The 19,107-nt window shown below is 74.9% G+C and carries 21 protein-coding genes; 14 read left to right on the top strand and 7 right to left on the bottom strand.

Annotated elements, in window-relative coordinates; genetic code table 11:
* Positions 1-178: 178 nt before the first annotated feature.
* Positions 179-1,291, bottom strand: coding sequence for a HAMP domain-containing sensor histidine kinase (locus CAE01nite_RS10580; RefSeq protein ID WP_146903778.1), 1,113 nt, complete (start codon positions 1,289-1,291; stop codon positions 179-181).
* A 3-nt stretch (positions 1,292-1,294) separates the two neighbouring features.
* Positions 1,295-2,053 (bottom strand): response regulator transcription factor, encoded by a 759-nt coding sequence (locus CAE01nite_RS10575; RefSeq protein WP_246131134.1) that lies wholly within the window; start codon positions 2,051-2,053, stop codon positions 1,295-1,297.
* Positions 2,054-2,241: 188 nt separating this feature from the next.
* Between CAE01nite_RS10575 and CAE01nite_RS10570 the strand changes: the two genes are divergently transcribed.
* The 3 genes from CAE01nite_RS10570 (at position 2,242) to CAE01nite_RS10560 (ending at position 5,722) form a co-directional block, all read left to right on the top strand.
* Positions 2,242-3,558 (top strand): hemolysin family protein, encoded by a 1,317-nt coding sequence (locus CAE01nite_RS10570; protein WP_146903771.1) that lies wholly within the window; start codon positions 2,242-2,244, stop codon positions 3,556-3,558.
* Positions 3,555-4,643: a hemolysin family protein gene (locus CAE01nite_RS10565; protein ID WP_146903769.1), complete on the top strand. Its 1,089-nt coding sequence runs from the start codon at positions 3,555-3,557 to the stop codon at positions 4,641-4,643. Before CAE01nite_RS10570 ends, CAE01nite_RS10565 begins: the two co-directional genes overlap by 4 nt.
* Positions 4,644-4,912: 269 nt before the next feature.
* Entirely contained in the window at positions 4,913-5,722 is an 810-nt protein-coding gene (locus CAE01nite_RS10560; RefSeq protein ID WP_146903767.1) for a M15 family metallopeptidase, read from the top strand.
* A gap of 120 nt (positions 5,723-5,842) precedes the next feature.
* Here the strand turns inward: CAE01nite_RS10560 and CAE01nite_RS10555 are convergent, their stop codons facing one another.
* On the bottom strand, positions 5,843-6,769 hold the full coding sequence (locus CAE01nite_RS10555) for an aldose 1-epimerase family protein (RefSeq protein ID WP_146903764.1): 927 nt from the start codon (positions 6,767-6,769) through the stop codon (positions 5,843-5,845).
* Between the two features lie 152 nt (positions 6,770-6,921).
* On the opposite strand from CAE01nite_RS10555, the gene yidD reads away from it, so the two are divergent.
* Positions 6,922-7,200 (top strand): membrane protein insertion efficiency factor YidD, encoded by a 279-nt coding sequence (gene yidD, locus CAE01nite_RS10550; protein ID WP_146903761.1) that lies wholly within the window; start codon positions 6,922-6,924, stop codon positions 7,198-7,200.
* 100 nt (positions 7,201-7,300) lie between these two features.
* On the opposite strand, the gene CAE01nite_RS10545 is transcribed toward yidD, so the two are convergent.
* Together CAE01nite_RS10545 and CAE01nite_RS10540 are read right to left on the bottom strand one after the other, a co-directional pair.
* Positions 7,301-7,771, bottom strand: coding sequence for a GatB/YqeY domain-containing protein (locus CAE01nite_RS10545; RefSeq protein WP_146903758.1), 471 nt, complete (start codon positions 7,769-7,771; stop codon positions 7,301-7,303).
* 98 nt (positions 7,772-7,869) lie between these two features.
* Positions 7,870-8,661, bottom strand: a complete 792-nt coding sequence (locus tag CAE01nite_RS10540; protein ID WP_222595881.1) for a glycoside hydrolase family 16 protein — start codon at positions 8,659-8,661, stop codon at positions 7,870-7,872.
* A gap of 215 nt (positions 8,662-8,876) precedes the next feature.
* On the opposite strand from CAE01nite_RS10540, the gene CAE01nite_RS10535 reads away from it, so the two are divergent.
* From CAE01nite_RS10535 to CAE01nite_RS10495, 8 genes are all read left to right on the top strand, one after another.
* A complete protein-coding gene (locus CAE01nite_RS10535) occupies positions 8,877-10,100 on the top strand; it encodes a TadA family conjugal transfer-associated ATPase (RefSeq protein ID WP_146903753.1) in 1,224 nt (407 codons plus the stop codon).
* A 10-nt stretch (positions 10,101-10,110) separates the two neighbouring features.
* A complete protein-coding gene (locus CAE01nite_RS10530; protein ID WP_146903750.1) occupies positions 10,111-10,971 on the top strand; it encodes a type II secretion system F family protein in 861 nt (286 codons plus the stop codon).
* Positions 10,968-11,900 (top strand): type II secretion system F family protein, encoded by a 933-nt coding sequence (locus tag CAE01nite_RS10525; protein WP_146903748.1) that lies wholly within the window; start codon positions 10,968-10,970, stop codon positions 11,898-11,900. Before CAE01nite_RS10530 ends, CAE01nite_RS10525 begins: the two co-directional genes overlap by 4 nt.
* 164 nt (positions 11,901-12,064) lie before the next feature.
* On the top strand, positions 12,065-12,244 hold the full coding sequence (locus tag CAE01nite_RS18135; RefSeq protein ID WP_186816545.1) for a hypothetical protein: 180 nt from the start codon (positions 12,065-12,067) through the stop codon (positions 12,242-12,244).
* Complete coding sequence (locus CAE01nite_RS10515) at positions 12,228-12,689, top strand: TadE family protein (protein ID WP_307724990.1); 462 nt, start codon at positions 12,228-12,230, stop codon at positions 12,687-12,689. Before CAE01nite_RS18135 ends, CAE01nite_RS10515 begins: the two co-directional genes overlap by 17 nt.
* A gap of 164 nt (positions 12,690-12,853) precedes the next feature.
* Positions 12,854-13,264, top strand: a complete 411-nt coding sequence (locus CAE01nite_RS10505) for a pilus assembly protein (RefSeq protein WP_146903742.1) — start codon at positions 12,854-12,856, stop codon at positions 13,262-13,264.
* Positions 13,261-13,758, top strand: a complete 498-nt coding sequence (locus tag CAE01nite_RS10500; RefSeq protein ID WP_246131133.1) for a hypothetical protein — start codon at positions 13,261-13,263, stop codon at positions 13,756-13,758. Before CAE01nite_RS10505 ends, CAE01nite_RS10500 begins: the two co-directional genes overlap by 4 nt.
* Before the next feature lie 256 nt (positions 13,759-14,014).
* Positions 14,015-14,887 carry a hypothetical protein gene (locus CAE01nite_RS10495; protein WP_146903740.1) on the top strand — a complete coding sequence of 291 codons (873 nt, stop codon included), beginning with the start codon at positions 14,015-14,017 and terminating at the stop codon, positions 14,885-14,887.
* Between the two features lie 102 nt (positions 14,888-14,989).
* On the opposite strand, the gene CAE01nite_RS18130 is transcribed toward CAE01nite_RS10495, so the two are convergent.
* A complete protein-coding gene (locus tag CAE01nite_RS18130; RefSeq protein ID WP_186816524.1) occupies positions 14,990-15,460 on the bottom strand; it encodes an SRPBCC family protein in 471 nt (156 codons plus the stop codon).
* 135 nt (positions 15,461-15,595) lie between these two features.
* Here CAE01nite_RS18130 and CAE01nite_RS10485 point away from each other — a divergent pair, with 135 nt between their 5' ends.
* Positions 15,596-17,317, top strand: a complete 1,722-nt coding sequence (locus tag CAE01nite_RS10485; RefSeq protein ID WP_146903737.1) for an NAD(P)/FAD-dependent oxidoreductase — start codon at positions 15,596-15,598, stop codon at positions 17,315-17,317.
* Positions 17,318-17,372: 55 nt separating this feature from the next.
* On the opposite strand, the gene CAE01nite_RS10480 is transcribed toward CAE01nite_RS10485, so the two are convergent.
* Complete coding sequence (locus tag CAE01nite_RS10480) at positions 17,373-17,717, bottom strand: DUF3140 domain-containing protein (RefSeq protein ID WP_146903734.1); 345 nt, start codon at positions 17,715-17,717, stop codon at positions 17,373-17,375.
* Positions 17,718-17,892: 175 nt separating this feature from the next.
* On the opposite strand from CAE01nite_RS10480, the gene prfB reads away from it, so the two are divergent.
* Positions 17,893-19,017, top strand: a complete 1,125-nt coding sequence (gene prfB / locus CAE01nite_RS10475) for a peptide chain release factor 2 (RefSeq protein ID WP_146903731.1) — start codon at positions 17,893-17,895, stop codon at positions 19,015-19,017.
* The last annotated feature ends 90 nt before the right edge of the window (positions 19,018-19,107 follow it).

The raw sequence follows: 19,107 nt of genomic DNA, 5'->3' as shown, positions 1-19,107 counted from the left end.
CCGCCGCGCGAGCCGCCCAAGCGGCCCGTGCCGGCTGAGTCGCCCGTGCCCGCCGAGCCGCCCGCGTCCCCGCGCGGGCCGGAGGCGACCGCCGAGCCGGCCGCTCGCCGCCCGCTGGGCCGCGTCGGTGCCCCGGTCGGTCGCTCGGCGTCCCCGTCGCCGGGTGCGGCGTGCCGGCTCACGTGGCGACCTCCTCGCGTCGGCGGACGTCGTGCCCGCCCGGTTCCGCGGTGGGCCGCTGGGCCGGCAGCGTCAGGCGCATGGTGCAGCCGGTCGGGGTGTCGGCGACCTCGACCGAGCCGCCGTGCAGGCCGATCGCCCACCGCACGATGGCCAGGCCGATGCCGGTGCCGCCGGTGGGGATCTGCCCCGTCTGCGCCGGGCTGTTGCCCCGGGCGAAGCGCTCGAACACGCGGTCGCGCTGCTCACGGGCGATGCCGGGACCGTGGTCCACGACGTCGATGACCACGCGGTCCCCGCGGCGGGTGGCCTCCAGCCGCACCTCCTCGCCGGGCGGCGAGTGCCGGACGGCGTTGTGCAGCAGGTTGGCGACGACCTGGTGCAGCCGCTCGGCGTCGGCGGGCACCGTGAGGTCCGCCGGACGGACCACGACCGGGAAGCGCAGGTGCTTGTCGGCGCCGACCAGCGCGGCGGCGTCGGCGGCCTCCTGCAGGAACCGCGCCAGCGGCAGGTCCTGGACGTCCAGCCCGACGGCGCCGGCCTCAACCCGGGACAGGTCGAGCAGGTAGGTGACGAGGCGGCCCAGACGCTCGGTCTGCGCCAGCGCGGCCTGCATCGTGGCCGGGTCCGGCTCGCTGACGCCGTCGACGATGTTCTCCAGCTGCGCCTGCAGCGCGGTCACCGGGGTGCGCAGCTCGTGCGACACGTTCGCGACCATCTCCCGGCGCAGCAGGTCCGTGGACGCGAGGTCCTCGGCCATCGTGTTGAAGGCGTGGGCCAGCTGCCCCACCTCGTCCCTGCTGGTGGAGCGGACGCGCTGGTTGTAGTCCCCACCGGCCATGGCCCGTGCCGCGGTGGTCATCTCGCGCAGCGGCGACGTCATGCCGCGGGCGAGGACCTGGGTCAGCAGCAGCGACAGGACGATCGCGAGCGGCAGCGTCCGGGTCGGGCCCAGGTGGTAGTGCAGGCCTGCCCAGGTGAGGAAGGCTGCCATGGACACCGTGGCCGCGACGAGCACCCCGAGCTTGATCTTGATCGTGCGGAAGCGGTCCAGCGGCCGGACGTCCGGCAGCCGTCCGCGGTGCCCGCGCGCGTGCCGAGGGGTGGGCACGGGTCAGGCTCCGCCCGGGACGGCCGAGGAGGTCCCGGCGGCCGCCTCGGTGGGCGGCTCGAAGGCGTAGCCGACCCCGTGCACGGTCCGCACGAGGTCCGCGCCGAGCTTGCGACGCAGTGCCTTGACGTGGGAGTCGACGGTCCGCGTGCCAGACGCGTCGGCCCAGTCCCAGACCTCGGCGAGCAGCCGCTCGCGGGTGAGCACCGTGCGGGGGCTGGTGGCCAGGGTGACGAGGAGGTCGAACTCGGTCGGGGTCAGGTGCACCGGCTGGTCGCCGCGCGAGACCCGGCGCTGCGCCCGGTCGATGAGCACGTCCCCGAAGGTGATCGGCGGCTCCGCCTGCTCGGTGCCCACGGTCCGGGCGGCCAGCACGGCGCGCTCGGTGCGCCGCAGCAGCGCCTTGCAGCGCGCGACCAGCTCGCGCATGGAGAAGGGCTTGGTCATGTAGTCGTCCGCACCGACGCCCAGGCCGATCAGCATGTCGGTCTCGTCGTCCCGTGCGGTGAGCATGAGCACGGGCACCGCGCGCTCCGCCTGGATGCGGCGGCACACCTCCAGGCCGTCGATCCCGGGCAGCATGACGTCCAGCACGACCAGCCCCGGCCGCAGCCTCGTGGCCGCCTCGACCCCGGCGTGCCCGTCCCCGGCGACGTGCACGGCCCACCCCTCCGCGGAGAGCCGGTTGGCCACGGCGGTGGCGATGGCCGGCTCGTCCTCGACGACCAGCACGACGACGGAGGAGGCGGAGGTCACGGCCATGCCGCCAGCCTGGCACATGCCCCTGACACGGTCCCGCGTATCATCGGACGCACCATGAGCAGCTCAAGTAGCGGCCGGCGGCACGCCCTGCGGGTGTGCAGTGCCGGCCCTTCCCCTGTCACCCGTACCCGTGCCGCCGGCCGTCCCGGCAGCGCCCGTCCTCTCGGGGTCGCCGCCCGTGGTCGACGATGATCGAGCTCTGGCTGCTCGTCGCCCTCGGCGTGGTGCTCACCGCCGGGACGGCCGTGTTCGTCGCGAGCGAGTTCGCCCTGGTGACGCTCGACCTGGCGATCGTCGAGAAGAGCACCGCTCCAGGTGACCGGCGTGGCGGCTCGGTGGTCAAGGCGCTGCGCCACCTGTCCACCGAGCTGTCCGGGGCCCAGGTCGGGATCACGGTCACCACGATCCTGCTCGGGTACACCACCCAGCCGGCGGTCCTGGAGCTGCTCGGCGGGCCGCTCAAGGCGTCACCGCTGGGCGAGGCCGTCGGGGGCGCGGTCGCGGTCGCGCTGGCGCTCGTCCTGGTGAACGGCTTCTCCATGCTGTTCGGCGAGCTCGTCCCGAAGAACTTCGCCCTCAGCCGCCCGCTGGGCACCGCGCGCACCGTCGCGCCGCTCCAGCGCGCCTTCACCAAGGCGCTGCGCCCGGTGATCTCCTTCTTCAACGGCAGCGCGAACGCGCTGCTGCGCCGCGTGGGGGTCGAGCCGCGCGAGGAGCTGTCCGGCGGTCGCTCCGCGCAGGAGCTCGCCTCCCTCGTCCGGCGCTCCGCCGAGGTGGGGACGCTCGACGAGGGCACCGCGGCGCTGCTGACGAACACGATCCAGCTCGACGACCTCACCGCGGTCGACGTCATGACCGACCGCATGCGGATGGTCGTCGTGCGGCGCGAGGACACCGCGGCCGACGTCGTGGACCGGGCCCGCCAGACCGGTCACTCCCGGTTCCCCGTGATCGACGAGTCGCGCGACGACATCGTCGGCCTGGTCAACCTGCGCCGCGCAATCGCGGTGCCCTTCGAGCGTCGCGCGGAGGTCCCCGCGGCCGCGCTCATGGTCGAGGCGCCGCGCGTCCCCGAGACCGTCCGGCTCGGCCCGCTGCTGGTCGAGCTGCGCGGGCTGGGCCTGCAGATGGCCGTCGTCGTCGACGAGTACGGCGGCACGTCCGGCGTGGTGACCTTCGAGGACGTCGTCGAGGAGATCGTCGGCGAGGTGTCCGACGAGCACGACCGCCGCCGGGCCGGCACCGCGCGCCTCGTCGACGGCTCGTGGAGCCTGCCCGGCGGGCTGCGCCCGGACGAGGTCGAGGAGGTCACGGCCCTGTCCGTCCCGGAGGACGGTCCCTACGAGACGATCGGCGGGCTGATCATGGCCGAGCTGGGCCGGATCCCCGCGGTCGGCGACGAGGTGGAGGTCCCCGGCGTGCGGATCCGCGTGGACCAGATGGCCGGACGTCGTGTCGAGCGCGTCCGGGTCACCGCGATGGACCGGGCGGAGGAGCACGCATGAGCAGCACCACCGCGCTCCTGATCGGCGTCGCGCTGCTGGCCGGCAACGCCTTCTTCGTCGGTGCCGAGTTCGCGATCCTGTCCGCCCGGCGCAGCTCGATCGAGCCGCTGGCCGAGGCCGGCGACCGGCGCGCACGCACGGTGCTGTGGGCGATGGAGCACGTCTCGCTCATGCTGGCCTGCGCGCAGCTCGGCGTGACCGTGTGCTCGACCACCCTCGGCCTGGTGGCGGAGCCGGCCGTCGCCCACCTGATCGAGGAGCCCCTGCACGCGCTCGGCGTCAGCTCCAGCCTGACCCACCCCATCGCCTTCGTGGTGGCGCTGTCGATCGTCGTGTACCTGCACGTCGTCCTGGGGGAGATGGTCCCCAAGAACCTCGCCGTGGCCGGTCCGGACCGCGCGGTGATGTGGTTCGGACCGCCGCTGGTGTGGCTGGGCCGCGTCCTGTCCCCGCTCATCACCGCGCTGAACTGGATCGCCAACCACGTCCTGCGCTCGTTCGGGGTCGAGCCCAAGGACGAGGTCGCCTCCGCGTTCACCGCGCAGGAGGTGCAGTCCATCGTCGAGGCGTCGCAGGCGGAGGGGCTGCTGGACGACGCCCAGGGGCTGCTGTCCGGTGCGCTCGAGTTCTCCGACCGCACCGCGGGTGACGTCATGGTGCCGATCGAGCAGCTGCTGACCCTGCCGCCGGACGCCACGCCGGAGGACGTCGAGCGGCTCGTCGCGCGTACCGGGTACAGCCGCTTCCCGGTCGCGGCGCACCTCACGGCGGACGGCGCCCCGGTGACCGACGTCGCCGGCTACCTGCACCTGAAGGACGTGCTGTACGCGACCGGGGACGAGCGGGCGCACCCGGTCCCGCGGTGGCGCGTGCGCGCCCTGGCGTCTGTGGCGCCGGGCGTCGAGGTGGAGGAGGCGCTGGCCACGATGCAGCGCAGCGGGGTCCACCTCGCGCGCGTCGACGACGGTGGCCGCTGCGTCGGCGTCGTGTTCCTCGAGGACATCCTCGAGGAGCTGGTCGGGGAGGTCCGGGACGTCATGCAGCGCGACCCGGCGCACTCCGGACGGGACGCCGGCTCGCGCTGAGACTGCTCTCGAGCCCGACGCCGGACGTGCGGCGTCGGGCTCCGGAGGCGCGCCGGCCCACGCCCGGCCGGGGCTGCCGCGTCGGTGCGACCCCCGGTCGTCCCGGACGGCGGGCCGTCCCGGTGTGACGCAACCGGCCTTTGAGCGGGACAGCCGTTCCGTTATGGTTTCGTGACCGCCCGCGCTGAGCGTCCCTGGACCATGTCCGGACGCCGGAGCCGGCGGTGCCCTTTCTCGCAAGTCCACAGGTGAGCCGTCCCGGAGGTGTCGTGGGGTCCCAGCGCGCGGTTGCACAGGTCCCCCCGGAGTCCCGGCGAGCTCGCCGCGAGGCGGAGCTGCGCTCCCGCAAGCCGTCCCGCCCGCTGCCCGGCCGGTGGCTCGCCCGTGGCGGCGTCCTGGCTGCCCTGGCCGGCATCACCGTCGTGCTGCCCCTCACGCAGGGTGCCGACCCCGGCACCGGATCCCTGGTCGCGACCGCACAGGCCGCCGAGGCGGGCCTGCCGAACACCGTCGAGGCGCTGACGTCCCGGCCGGTCGACACCGCTCCGCCGGCGTCGATCGCCGCGAGCACGGGTCCGGTCGACCGGTCCTCGTTCGCCGCGAGCCGGTCCTTCGAGCGCAGCCCGCTGCCCGGTTGCGACGGCACCACGCGTCCGTCCGGCGCGAACGGCCAGCTCGCCACGGAGGACCTGTGCACCCTGTGGGACGGCTCGATGCAGTTGCGGGCCGACGCCGCGTCGTCCATGGCCGAGATGAACCTCGCCTTCCGGGCCAAGTTCGGTCGCGACCTGTGCATCACCGACGCCTACCGGACGCTGTCCGAGCAGCGCGTCCTCAAGCGCCAGAAGGGCGGCATGGCTGCCGTCCCGGGCCGCAGCAACCACGGCTGGGGGCTGGCGATCGACCTGTGCTCGACGGACACCCGCGGCGAGGTCTTCGACTGGATCAAGGAGAACGGCGCCGTCTACGGCTGGGAGAACCCGGCCTGGGCGCTGAGCTCGGGCAGCGGTCCGTTCGAGCCGTGGCACTGGGAGTACACCCGCGGCGTCCAGGAGGACGGCGAGTACTACAGCTCCTGAGCATCGCCGGGCGCACGAGCGCACCGCCGGCACGAAGGGGGCACCACCGGCCGGTGGTGCCCCCTTCGTCGTCCCCGGCGTCCCGTGCCCGGGGTGGCCGTGGGGCGGCCACGCCCGCGATCACAGCAGCGTGGCGCCCCACGTGACGGTGTGGCTCTGCCCGGGCGCCAGGTGCACGAGCCGCTCCCCGGTGCGGAACGCGTCCGCGATGCAGCTCATCGGCTCCGCGGCGACCCCGGTGCGGTTGGCGACCGGGATGAGCTCGTCGCCGGTGCACACCTGGAAGGTGTCCATGGACCCGTCCATCCACACGGCGGCCGTGCGCCCGTCCGGGGCGGCGAGCTGGATCCACGCCAGACCCTGCTCGTCGCGGACGACGTCGACGTAGGCGTCGTCGAGCGCCACGTCCCGCAGGGTCGAGGGGGTCCGGAAGTCGAACTTCCTGGCGGCCGGCTCCGTCCCGGTCGGCAGCAGGCGGTCGTCCACCGTCACCTTCGTCGCCGCGTCCAGCCGCAGCGTGCAGTCGTCCAGGTCCGCGCCGTTCGGGGACAGCCACGGGTGGAAGCCGGTGCCGTAGGGCGCGGTCCGGTCGCCCTCGTTCGTCGCGACCAGGTCCACGCGCAGGCCGTCGTCGGACAGCGCGTACGTGATCGTCAACCGCACCGGGAACGGGTAGCCCGGCGTGGGGACGAGCGCCAGCTCGAGCGTCACCGAGGTGTGGGTGTGCTCGGTCGCCGTCCAGCGCTGCCAGTTGCCCAGCCCGTGCAGGGACGTCATGCGGTCCGGCTCGTTGATCGGCAGCTGGTAGTCCACGCCCTCGTACGTGTACCTCCCGTCCCGCAGGCGGTTGGGCCACGGGACCAGGACCGCGCCGTTGCCGGCCGGCGGCAGGGCGTCCTCCGGGAAGGGGTGGACGACGTCGCGGCCGCCGACGGCGTACTCGCGGAGGGTCGCGCCGACCTCCGTCACGGTCGCGGCGTGGTCGTCGTGGCGGATGCGGTACTGGACGCCGGTCGGCGCGGCCTTGCTCGGCACTGTCGTGGTCACGCCGTCACGGTAGTCGCGGGGTCCGACGTGCGCCCGGACGGTGCCCACCGACCGCGCGCACGGTGCACGCCGCCGCTCCGCTTTCGGCCGCGCGTCGGCCGCGCGTGGGCGCGCGCCGAGCGTCCCGGCGCCCACGCACCTACGGTGTCCGGATGAGCCCTGTCAGCCGCGCCGCGGACGCCCTCATCCGGCAGTACCAGCAGCGCCTGTCGCCGCGGAAGGGCTGGAGCTGCGCGCACCGCGTCGCGCACGGCGGGCCCTCGTGCTCGACGGCGGTCCGGGACATCGTCCGGCGCCGCGGGGTGCTGCGGGGCGCACGACCGACGGTGCTGCGGTTCGTCGCCTGCTACCAGGCGGCGAGCCTGCTCATGGCGTCGGACGTGCGCGGGGTCTGCTGCTGCGGTCCGATCCCGATCCCGTTCAAGTTCTGACCCGGACCGCCGCCGAGCCCGGCCGCGCCGCGGGGCTCGACCGGCGGCGGCTCGAGCGCCGCGGGGCTCGACCGGCGGCGGTCCGAGCGCGCCGCACGGCTCAACCGGCGGCGGGGCCGCTCAGCGCCTGCCGGACCCGCTGCGACAGCGCCTTGCCATCCACGCGCCCGAGCTCGGCCGCCGCAGCGGTGGCGGCCTTCATGACGGTGCCCATGTCGCGCATGCTGGTGGCGCCGGTGGACGTCACAGCCTCGGCGACCAGCGCGTCCAGCTGCTCCTCGCTCACCGCCGCGGGCAGGTACGCCTCGATCACGTCGGCCTCGGCGGTCTCCGTCGCGGCCCGGTCCGCCGCACCCGCCCCGCTATAGATCTCCGCCGACTCCCGGCGCTTCTTGACCTCCGACGCGAGCACGGCCTGGACCTGCTCGTCGGTGAGCTCCCGGACGGCCGGTCCCGCCTTCTCCGCGACGCGGACCGCGGCGATCGCCTGGCGCAGCGTGCCGGTGCGGGCGGTGTCGCGCGCCTTCATCGAGGCGGTGAGGTCGGCGGTCAGTCGCTCCATGGTGCTCATGGGACCAGGGTGCCCTACCCGTCGGGGCCGGGTGACCCGCGACCGGACCCGCTCGGCGTCCGCGCCGGGGCCCACCGCCCACGGCCCGGGACCCGCCGTCACCGCGCGACGTAGCCCCGGACGGACCGCACCTGGGCCCTCTTCGGGTAGCCGGCCGGCTCGGGCCCGTCCTGCGTGGGCAGCTCGAAGAGGTCGACCATGACCTGCAGCGGGTAGCCGAGCCCCTGCTCCACCGTGTGCACGAGTTGGTCGTCGACGTAGAACCGCACCCGCCGGGCATCCCACTCCGCGGCGTAGGTGTGGAGCTCGGTCGCGTCCAGGTCGAGCGCCAGGTCCACCATGTCCGTCGTCAGCGCAGGGTCGTGGTGCGCCTTGACCCCGAGCCGGACCTGCGAGCCGCGCGGGCCGACGGCGTGACCGAACAGCTCCGCGACGCAGATCTCCCCGGACGCCTCCGGGGACTCCTCCTCGAGGCCCACCAGCCAGAACGCGAGCAGGGTCGCCGGGTCGGCGGTGGCACGCAGGGTGGCCTCGACCAGCCCGGCAGTGGGCGTCCACAGGCGGCGTGTCGGCTGGGCGGTCCGCACCCGCAGGTCCGGGCGGTGACGGTGCTGCCCGACCGGGGAGCCCACCGGCCCGGAGAACGACCCCGTCTGCAGGTTCGACACCCGCAGCGCCCCGTCCTCGGGGTGCCACGGCGGCTGGTCCGCGTCGATCCGCAGCTCCAGACCGTCGGCGCCGAGCGTGTAGCGGGCGGCGGACCGGTCCGGCGTCGTCCAGTGCGGCAGGTAGTGCGCGAGCCACCGCGACTCGTCCAGCCGCGGACCGGAGAAGTCGTCGTCGAGGACGAGGTCGAACGCGCTGCGGTCGAGCAGCTGCGAGTCGTTCACGTCGGTCCCTTCGCCGGGTGGCAGGAGCGGTGGACACGATGGCACGACCCACCGACAGCGGACGCCGGCTCGTGAGCCCGTGCGGGCGAGCGGCGGTGGGCGTCGTCGGCGGTCGTCGGGGGGGCGCGCGGTTGTCCACATTCACCCCCACGGGTGATGGCTCGTCCCCTACTGTCGGCATCTTCGTGGCGCAGGTGCCGACGTGGGGGGGCCGTGTGGACGGTGTCGCCATCCTCGAGTCCGAGGTGCGTGAGCTGATCCGTCGGCGCGGCCTGGACCCGGTCCGTGACCACCAGGGCGTGCGGGACCTGGTCTCCGCCGTGGTCGCGGACTACGACGAGCGGTCGCTGCTCGGGGCCGTCCCCCCGTTGGCCGACCCGACCGCCGCCTCCAAGGCCGTGGTCGACGCGGTCGCGGGGCTGGGGCCGCTCCAGCGCTACCTCGACGACGACGACGTGGAGGAGATCTGGATCAACGCACCGGCCCAGGTCTTCGTCGCTCGGCACGGACGTCCCGAGCTGACCTCGACGATCCTCACCGAGCACGCGGTGCGTGACCTGGTCGAGCAGATGCTCAAGGCGTCCGGGCGTCGCCTCGACTTGTCCAGCCCGTTCGTCGACGCCTCGCTGCCGGGCGGCGAGCGCCTGCACGTCGTCATCCCCGACGTCACACGCCGCCACTGGGCGGTGAACATCCGCAAGCACGTGGTCCGGGCGCGCCGGCTGGGGGACCTCGTCGCGCTCGGGTCGCTGACGCCGCACGCCGCCGCGTTCCTCGACGCCGCGGTCGCCGTGGGGCTGAACGTCCTCGTCGCCGGCGCGACGCAGGCCGGCAAGACCACGATGCTCAACGCCCTGGCGGGGTCCATCCCGCCGCGGCAGCGGATCGTCACCTGCGAGGAGGTGTTCGAGCTCCGCATCGACCACCGCGACGTCGTCGCGCTGCAGTGCCGCCAGCCGAGCCTGGAGGGCACCGGCGAGATCGCGCTGCGACGCCTGGTCAAGGAGGCGCTGCGGATGCGCCCCGACCGGATCATCGTCGGCGAGGTCCGGGAGGCGGAGAGCCTGGACATGCTCGTCGCGCTCAACGCCGGCATCCCCGGGATGTCGACCCTGCACGCCAACAGCGGCCGTGAGGCGCTGACCAAGATCTGCACGCTGCCGCTGCTGGCCGGGGAGAACATCTCCGACCGGTTCGTCGTGCCGACCGTGGCCGCCGCGATCGACCTGGTCCTGCACCTGGGTGTCGACCGGCACGGACGGCGCCGGCTGCGAGAGGTCGTCGGCGTCCCGGGCCGGGTCGAGGCCGGGGTCGTGGAGACCGCCGACCTGTTCCACCTGCGTGACGACGAGCTGGTCCGTGGCGAGGGCTACCCGCCGCACCAGGACCGGTTCGCCGCTGCGGGGTTCGACCTGCCCGCCCTCCTGCGCGGGCACTGAGGGGCGCGCGGTGGGCGTCGTCGTGGGGCTGGTCCTCGGTGCGGGGCTGTTCTGCATCTGGTGGTCGTTCTGGCCGCCCGCACCGGCCCGGCCGCGGACCACCGGCGGGTGGGCCGCGCGCGTCCAGGACCTGCTCGTCCAGGCGGGCGCTCCCACCGTCACCCCGTCCGCGTTGGTCGGCGCGAGCGTGGTGACCGGCCTGGTCGTCGCCGCGGGCGCCTCGGCGCTCACCCGGGCGCCGGCCGTCGCCGCCTGCTTCGCCGCGATCGCCGCAGCCGCCCCCGGTGCCCTGGTGCGCGCCCGCGCACGACGACGCCGCACGGCGCTGCGCGACGTCTGGCCCGAGGTCGTCGACCACCTGGCCTCGGGTGTGCGTGCCGGGCTGTCGCTGCCCGAGGCCGTGGCGCAGCTCGGCGAGCGCGGACCGGTCGAGCTGCGTGACGCGTTCCGCGCGTTCGGCGAGGACTACCGCGCGACCGGGCGGTTCGGGCCGTGCCTCGACGCCCTCAAGGAGCGCCTGGCGGACCCGGTCGCGGACCGGATCATCGAGGCGCTGCGGATCACCCGCGACGTCGGCGGCACGGACCTCGGGCGGCTGCTGCGCACCCTGTCCGCCTTCCTGCGCGAGGACGCGCGGACCCGCGGTGAGCTCGAGGCGCGGCAGAGCTGGACGGTCAACGCCGCCCGGCTCGCCGTCGCCGCGCCGTGGATCGTGCTGGCACTACTGGCCACCCGGCCGGAGGCCGCCGAGGCGTTCAACTCGGTCGCGGGGACGGTCGTGCTGCTCGCCGGCGCCGGGTGCTCGATCGTGGCCTACCAGCTCATGCTGCGCGTCGGACGGCTGCCCGACGAGGCGCGGGTGCTGCGGTGAACGGCGCGGCGACCGGCGCCCTCATCGGGGCGCTCGGCGGTGCGGGCCTCGTCGTGGTGGCCTGGCGCCTGCGGGCGCGGCGGGTCACGCTCGACGACCGCCTCGCGCCGTACCTGCGGGTGCAGCGGCCGACGTCGGCGCTGCTGCGGGAGCCGGCGCCCAGCACGCCGTTCCCCACCCTGGCGCGGCTGCTCGCCCCGGTGATGGCCGACGCCGTGCGCCTCGTCGAGCGGCTCGGGTCCCCGACCGCCGACCTGCGCCGGCGGACCGTGCGCGCCGGCCGCCGGGAGACGGTGGAGCAGGTCCGCGCCGCGCAGGTCCTGTGGGGCGTGATCGGGTTGCTCGGTGGGCTCGTGCTGGCGCTGCTGCTGGCCTCGTCCCGCGGGTCGTCCCCGGTCGTCCTCGCGGTGCTGGTGCTGGTGTGCGGGCTGAGCGGCGTCGTCGCGCGGGACCAGCTGCTCTCCCGTCAGGTGCGCCAGCGCGAGCAACGGCTCCTCGCCGAGCTGCCCACCGTCGCCGAGCTGCTCGCGCTGTCGGTGGTCGCGGGGGAGGGTCCCGTCGGGGCGCTGGAGCGGGTGGTGCGGTCCACGCGCGGTGCCCTGGCGGACGAGCTCGGTCAGACCCTCGCCGACGCCCGGGCCGGGCGGCCGCTGGTGCAGGCGCTCGAGGGGCTCGCCGACCGCACCGGACTGGCGCCCCTGACCCGCTTCGCCGAGGGGGTCGCGGTCGCCATCGAGCGCGGCACCCCGCTGGCCGACGTGCTGCGCGCGCAGGCCCAGGACGTCCGCGAGTCCGGACGCCGCGCGCTGATGGAGCAGGGCGGCAGGAAGGAGGTCCTGATGATGGTGCCGGTCGTGTTCCTCATCCTGCCCGTCACCGTGGCGTTCGCCGTCTTCCCCAGCATCGCCGTCCTGCGGCTCGCGCCGTGACGGCCCGCAGGCTCGACAGATCCCGAACCGACGAGGAGAGTCCCATGCCCGGTACGCCCGCCGCCCGCTCCCCGCTCACGTCCCACGAGCATGCCCGCGAGCGTGCCCGCAACCACGTGCACGGTCGGTTCCGGCTGCGGACCGCGCGATGGGCGGCGGCGAGGGTGGGCGCCCGCACGGTCGGGGCGGCCGCTGACGGCGAGCGCGGCGACGTGCCCGGCTGGGTGCTCGTCACGCTCATGACCGCCGGGCTCGTGCTCGCGCTGTGGGCGCTCGCCGGTCCAGCGCTGACCGCCGTCTTCTCCGACTCGATCGCGCGAGTGACGGGTGCGATCGGCGGCTGACGCGCCCGCGCGCCCGGAGGACGTCGCCATCCCGGGCCCCGGCCGGCCGGTGCGGCGTGGCCGGGTCGGCGACCCCGAGCGGGGCTCCGCGGTCGTGGACTTCGCCCTGGTCTCCGGGCTGGTGGCCCTGCTGTTCGCCGCCGTCGTGCAGGTCACCCTCGCCGTGCACGTGCGCAACACGCTCGTCGACTGCGCCGCCGAGGGCGCGCGCTACGCGGCGCTGGCCGACCGCACACCGCAGGACGGCGCCGACCGGGCGCGGGCGCTCATCGCGGCGTCGCTGGCGCCAGGATTCGCCGACGACGTCACCGCGACGGACACCGAGCTGCACGGGCTGCCCGTGGTGGAGGTGAGGGTCTCCGCGCCGCTGCCGATCGCGGGGCTCGTCGGCCCGGGCGGGGTGCTGTCGGTGTCCGGCCACGCGCTCCGGGAGCCGGGCGCATGAGGATCGCCGCTCGTCTCCCAGCGCGGCTACGTGCCGGTGCCTGTGCCGGTGCCCGTGCCGGTGCGCGCCTGCGCGCCCGCGCCCATGCCGGACCGCGTCACAGCGCCGGCACCGCCCGACGCCCGCCCACCGGCGAGGCTCACGGCGACGACCGGGGGAGCGCCGTGGTGGAGTTCCTCGCCGCCGCGCTGCTGCTGCTCCTGCCCGTGCTGTACCTCGTCGTGGTGCTCGGCCGGCTGCAGGCCGCGACGTTCGCCGCGGAGGGCGCCGCCCGTGAGGCCGGACGGTCCTTCACGACGTCGCCGACGGTCGCCGAGGCGCTGCCGCGTGCCACCGCCTCGGTGCGCATCGCGCTGGACGACCAGGGCTTCACCGACGTGGACGCCGGCTCCGCGCTCGCGGTCACCTGCTCCACGACGCCGTGCCTGCAGCCCGGCAGCGACGTGCTGGTCCAGGTGGCCTTCGAGGTCCGGCTGCCGGCGGTCCCCGCGTTCGTGCAGGGCGTCGTCCCCCTAGCCGTCCCGGTCACCGCCGAGCATGTCGCCCCGGTCGACTCGTTCCTGGTGACGCCATGACCCAGGCGCCCCGCACGGGCAGCGGCCGGCTCACCCGCCGCCTCGGCGACCGCGAGGCCGGGCACATCACGCTGCTGTCCATCGCGTTCGCCGCGCTCGCGCTCCTCCTGCTCACCGCCGTGGTGTCGGCGACCGGCATCCACCTCGAGCGCAAGCGCCTGCTGGTCCTCGCCGACGAGCTCGCCCTGGAGGCGGCCGACGCCGTGGACGAGGCGTCGTTCTACCGCGGCGAGGCGCGCCGGCCGACGGCGGACGGCGTCATCCCGCTCACCGACGCCGACGTGCGGCGGGCGGTGGAGGAGTACCTCTCCGCGCACCCGTCGGTGGCGGCCCGGCACGAGCGGCTGACCGTCACCGAGGCCGTGTCGGACGACGGCCGGACGGCTCGCGTCAGCGTCGCCGCGCTCGCGCGTCCGCCGCTGGTCAGCTGGGTCACCGCCCCGTGGTCGGACGGGATCGCGCTCAGCGCGACGTCGAGCGCCCGGGCCTGGTGACAGGCTCCACGCGGGCCACCGGGCGGCCGGCTTCGCCGACGCCCGTGTGGCGACCCCCGGCCCATCGGCGCGCGAGCCGATCACGTGAGCCCGGGACCGGCGCCGCACCGACGACTCACCCGGTCGGCGCGCCACCCGCGCAGCGCTGCCGCGGACACCTGCTTCCCGACGGGACGTGCCCGGTGGTGGAATGGCGGACGCAGAAGCCGCCGTCGTGCCGGCGTCTGCTCGCACCCGCCGCCACCCGGGAGCCGCCATGGTCGCCGTCGCCGAGGACCGTCCCGTGCGTCGCCCCACCCGAGGGGTCCGGCTCCTCCTGGTCGCGTTCTGCTGCCTGACGGCGGCCGCCGTCGTCTCTCTGGTCGTGCTGGCGGACCGGACGGAGCAGACCTTCGCCTGGACCATCCAGCCGCCGGTCACCGCCGCGTTCCTCGGCTCCGGGTACGCGGCCGGGCTGGTGCTGAGCGCGTTGGCGCTGCGGTCGGACGACTGGCCGGCCGTGCGCGTCCCGTACGTCACCGTGCTGGTGTTCACCTGGTTCACGGCGGCGGCGACGTTCGTGCACCTGGACCGCATGCACGTGAACACCCCCGGGACCGGACCGGTCGCCGTCCCGGCCGCCTGGCTGTGGCTGGTCGTCTACGTCGTGATCCCGGTCGGCATGGCGGTGCTGCTCGTCCGGCAGGAGCGCCCGGAGCGCGGCCGGGCGCCGGACGTGCCGATCCCGCGTGCGCTCGCGGCGGTGCTCGCGCTCCAGGGCGTCGTCCTGCTCGTGGTCGGGGTGGCGCTGTTCGTCGCCCCCACGCTGAGCGAGCGGCTGTGGCCGTGGACGCTGACGCCGCTGACCGCACGCGTCGTGGCGGCGTGGCTGCTGGCGTTCGCGGTCGCCGTCGGGCTGTCCGTGGCCGACGGCGACCTGCTGCGCCTGCGCATCGCGACCGTCGCCTACACCGCGTTCGGGGTGTTCCAGGTCGTCACGCTGCTGCGGTTCCGCGACGAGGTGCAGTGGTCAGGGCTGCCCGCGCGGGTGCTGGTCGCGATGCTGGTGGCGATCATCGCCACGGGCGCGGTCGGGTGGGCGCTGTCCCGCCGGGGCTCACGCGCACTCATCTACGGCCGCCAAGGCTGACGCCTGACCACTCCCGTCGAACGGCAGGCCTCTCTCACCTCAGCCGCCGCCGCCGGCGCCTGAACACACCTCCGCCGGGCGGCTGAGCCCCACCCGGGACCCTCAGCGCGCCGAGCCCCGGGCCAGCCACGCGGCCAGCCCCTGCCCGCCGCGCCGAGCAGCCCGGTCGTGGCTCCACCGGAACGCCGGCGCCGCGACCGGCGCGAGCAGGCGCATCCACCACCGGGTCGCGGTGACCTCCCACAGCTGGTCCACCCGCACCCCGCCCGGCTCGGGGACGAACTCCCACCTGCCGGACCCGGCGAGCTGGCCGATCACCTCCACCACCACGACCCGCGGGGCCACGGCTTCGGTGATCCGCGTCCGCACCGCCAGCCGGTATCCGAGCGGCGCGCGCAGCCAGTACGACACGCGCTGCCCCACCCCGTCACGTCCGCCCGGCTCGGTGATCTCCGTCCGGGTGACGGCGGGCCACCACGACGGCCACTCCTGCGGCCGGTGGACGACGGCGTCCCACGCCGCCTGCGCCGTACCCGGCACGTGCCAGGACGACAGGAACCGGTAGGTCGGCACCGCACGCTCCAGTCGGTCGGGCAGGTGGTCGAGGTGGGTGGCCCGAAGGGCCGGCCGAGCACCATTGCAGCACCGGCGCCGGACGGCCGGAAAGCCCTTGACCGCCCCCTCCGGCCGCGCGTACACAGAGGTTCCATGCCTGTGCAGGCGCCCACGCCGTCGACCGTCCCCCCGCGCCTCGAGCGGCCGCGCGCCGCGATCGTGGTCGTCTCCCGCGACCCGGAGGTCCGCGCCCAGGTCCTCGACGAGCTCGAGCACCGGTACACCGGGGACTACGCGGTCGCCGCCGTCCCGCCCCAGGAGGCGGACCCGCTGCTGGCGAGCCTGCAGGAGGCCGGGACGCCGGTGGCCCTGTTCATGGGCGGGTTCGGCGGCCAGGACGCCGACGGCCTGGAGGTCCTCACCTCGCTGTGCTACCTCGCACCGGGGTCGCTGCGGTTCGCGGTCGTGCGGTGGGGGGACTTCACCACCGCCGCGCCGATCTTCCAGGCGCTGACCGTCGGGCGGCTCGACCGCTGGACGTACCGGCCCGAGTCGCGCCCGGACGAGGACTTCCACCGCGCCGTCACCGAGGCGCTGGAGGAGTGGACCGCCAGCACCGGCGGCGGCTTCGAGGCGGTGCGGCTCATCGGGCAGGCGTGGGACCCGCGCTCGCAGGCCCTGCGGGACATGTTCGGCCGCAACCGCGTCCCCACGGGCTTCCACGACGTCGACACCCCCGACGGGCAGCGGGCGGTGGCAGCGCTGCACCTGGACCACGCCCCCGAGCTGCCGGTCGTGGTCCTGCGGTTCCGGCCCGACCACCTCGTCCTGGAGAACCCGACGCCGGTCCAGATCGCGGAGGCGTTCGGGCTGACCACACCGCTGCCCGCGGACGCCCGGTTCGACGTCGCGATCGTCGGTGCAGGACCGTCCGGGCTCGGCGCGGCGGTGTACGCGGCGTCCGAGGGCCTGCGCACCGTCGTCCTCGAGGAGCTCGCCGTCGGCGGGCAGGCCGGGACCAGCTCGCTCATCCGCAACTACCTCGGCTTCCCGACCGGGATCAGCGGCAACCGGCTCGCCGAGAACGCGTACCGGCAGGCGTGGACGTTCGGCGCCTACTTCCACTTCGCCCGATCCGTGCAGCGGCTACGGGTCGACGGGGACGAGCGGGTCCTCGAGCTGTCCGACGGCACGACGGTCACCTCGCGAGCCGTCATCGTCGCCACCGGCGCGAGCTACCGGCGGCTCGGGGTGCCCGAGCTCGAGCGCCTGCAGGGTCGCGGGGTGTTCTACGGCGCCGCCGTCACCGAGGCGCCGGCGATGCGCGGCCGGCACGTGTTCGTCGCCGGGGGCGCCAACTCGGCCGGGCAGGCCGCGATCCACCTCGCCCGGTACGCGCAGCGGGTGACGATCATCGTGCGCCGCTCGACCCTCGCCGAGACGATGTCCGACTACCTCATCCGGCAGATCGAGTCCGACCCCAGCATCGACGTGCTGTACCGGACCGGCATCGTCGGCGGGACGGGCAGCGAGTTCCTGGAGTCCATCCGCCTGCGCGACCTGGACACCGGTGAGGAGACCTCGGTCTCCGGGTTCCTGTTCGTGCTCATCGGCGCCTCGCCCAAGACCGACTGGCTCGAGGGCGTGGTGGCGCGCGACCGCTCGGGCTCCATCATCACCGGCGCGGAGCTGGACGCCGACGGCGTCGCCCCGCGCTGGCCGCTCACGCGCCCACCCGCCCTCCTGGAGACGAGCGTCCCGGGCGTCTTCGCGGTGGGCGACGTCCGCCGCAGCTCGGTCAAGCGCGTCGCCTCGGCAGTGGGGGAGGGCGCGCTCGCGGTGCACCTGCTCCACCAGTACCTCGCGGGCCACTGAGGCGATCCGCCGACGACGTCCTCGGCGGGGCGCCCAGGGGCGGGGCGCAGCGGGCTCAGTCGGCGGCCGGGTCGTGGCCCCAGTTCATCAGCGAGTACCGCCACCTGGTCTCGGTCACGTCGCCGTCCGGTCGCTGGGCCAGGTGGCGGTGGACGTAGCCGACCACCTTGCGCATGTGCGCGGCGTCGTCGGCGGTCAGGTCGGACTTGTTCGTGCGCAGGATCTGCGCGATGCGCCGGCCGGACGCGTGCCCGGTGGACTCCCCGTCGCCGCCGGTGTCCCCGACGGACCGGGACTCGTCGGTCTCCAGCCACGCGTCCAGCTGCGACGGCGTCATGGTGACCGCCTCGGACCACTCGTCCCAGACCTCGGCGACGGCGGGGTCGGTGCTCGGGCTCATCGGTGGTCCTCTCGGGTGGGAAGGGCGGGCGGGCGATGTGCGGCCGTTGCGCCCTCCCACCCTGCCGGGAGGGGGCGCCGTCGGCCACCGGGGTGCTGCCCGTCACGTGCGCCTGACCCCGCAGGGGCCCGCCGGGGCCCGGTCGCGTGGCGAGCCTCGGGTAGCCTGGAACACCGTGGCAGCCACTGACTTCGCGGTCGAGATCCGCAACCTCCGCAGCACGCTCGAGACGATCAGCGCGGTGAGCGACCCGACGGCGCTGCGGGCGAAGATCGCCGACCTCTCCGAGAAGGCGTCGCAGCCGGACCTGTGGGACGACCCCGACGCGGCGCAGAAGATCACCTCCGCGCTGTCGGCGAGCCAGGCCGAGCTGGACCGGGTGCAGAACCTGCGCGGGCGGATCGACGACCTGGAGACCCTGGTCGAGATGGCGACGGAGGACGGCGGCGACGCCGACACCCTGGCCGAGGCGGAGGCCGAGCTCAGGACCATCGCCAAGGACCTCGGCGAGCTCGAGGTCCGCACGCTGCTGTCGGGGGAGTACGACATCCGCGAGGCCGTCGTCACCATCCGTGCCGGCGCGGGCGGGGTCGACGCCGCGGACTTCGCCGAGATGCTCATGCGCATGTACCTGCGCTGGGCCGAGCGCCACGGCTACCCGACGTCGGTGCTGGACACCTCCTACGCGGAGGAGGCGGGCCTGAAGTCCGCGACGTTCGAGGTCAAGGTGCCGTACGCGTTCGGGAACCTGTCCGTCGAGGCCGGCACGCACCGCCTGGTGCGGATCTCCCCGTACGACAACCAGGGCCGCCGGCAGACGTCGTTCGCCGCGGTCGAGGTCATCCCGCTCATCGAGCAGACGGACTCCATCGAGATCCCCGAGAGCGAGATCAAGGTCGACGTGTTCCGCTCGTCCGGCCCCGGCGGGCAGTCGGTCAACACGACGGACTCCGCGGTCCGGATGACGCACATCCCGACCGGCATCGTCGTGTCGATGCAGAACGAGAAGTCGCAGATCCAGAACCGCGCCGCCGCGCTGCGCGTCCTGCAGTCCCGGCTGCTGCTGCAGCGCCAGGCCGAGGAGTCGGCCGCCAAGAAGGCGATGGCGGGCGACATCAAGGCGAGCTGGGGCGACCAGATGCGCTCCTACGTGCTGCACCCGTACCAGATGGTCAAGGACCTGCGCACGGAGTACGAGGTCGGCAACACCTCCGCGGTGTTCGACGGCGACATCGACGGCTTCATGGAGGCGGGCATCCGCTGGCGGATGGCGCAGCAGGCCGAGCCCGAGGCGTCCTGACCGCGGGTCCGGCGACGGCTGGACGCGTCGTCGGCTCGGGCCCCTCGTGGGCAGATGGCCCGTGCGCTCTCGGACCGGATGGCGAGCGGG

The organism is Cellulomonas aerilata, from assembly GCF_007991755.1.
In the GTDB taxonomy this organism is placed as follows: Bacteria; Actinomycetota; Actinomycetes; order Actinomycetales; family Cellulomonadaceae; genus Pengzhenrongella; species Pengzhenrongella aerilata.
Note: the sequence above shows the minus strand (reverse complement) of the source record. Positions and strands in the feature narration are given on the sequence as shown.

What these genes read in the sequence shown, in the direction of transcription:
- CAE01nite_RS10485 (WP_146903737.1), top strand. Translation starts at nt 15,596, where the DNA reads ATGCCTGTGCAGGCGCCCACGCCGTCGACCGTCCCCCCGCGCCTCGAG.
- CAE01nite_RS10575 (WP_246131134.1), bottom strand. Translation starts at nt 2,053, where the DNA reads ATGGCCGTGACCTCCGCCTCCTCCGTCGTCGTGCTGGTCGTCGAGGAC.
- CAE01nite_RS10495 (WP_146903740.1), top strand. Translation starts at nt 14,015, where the DNA reads ATGGTCGCCGTCGCCGAGGACCGTCCCGTGCGTCGCCCCACCCGAGGG.
- CAE01nite_RS10545 (WP_146903758.1), bottom strand. Translation starts at nt 7,771, where the DNA reads ATGAGCACCATGGAGCGACTGACCGCCGACCTCACCGCCTCGATGAAG.
- CAE01nite_RS10565 (WP_146903769.1), top strand. Translation starts at nt 3,555, where the DNA reads ATGAGCAGCACCACCGCGCTCCTGATCGGCGTCGCGCTGCTGGCCGGC.
- CAE01nite_RS10570 (WP_146903771.1), top strand. Translation starts at nt 2,242, where the DNA reads ATGATCGAGCTCTGGCTGCTCGTCGCCCTCGGCGTGGTGCTCACCGCC.
- CAE01nite_RS10480 (WP_146903734.1), bottom strand. Translation starts at nt 17,717, where the DNA reads ATGAGCCCGAGCACCGACCCCGCCGTCGCCGAGGTCTGGGACGAGTGG.
- CAE01nite_RS10500 (WP_246131133.1), top strand. Translation starts at nt 13,261, where the DNA reads ATGACCCAGGCGCCCCGCACGGGCAGCGGCCGGCTCACCCGCCGCCTC.
- yidD (WP_146903761.1), top strand. Translation starts at nt 6,922, where the DNA reads ATGAGCCCTGTCAGCCGCGCCGCGGACGCCCTCATCCGGCAGTACCAG.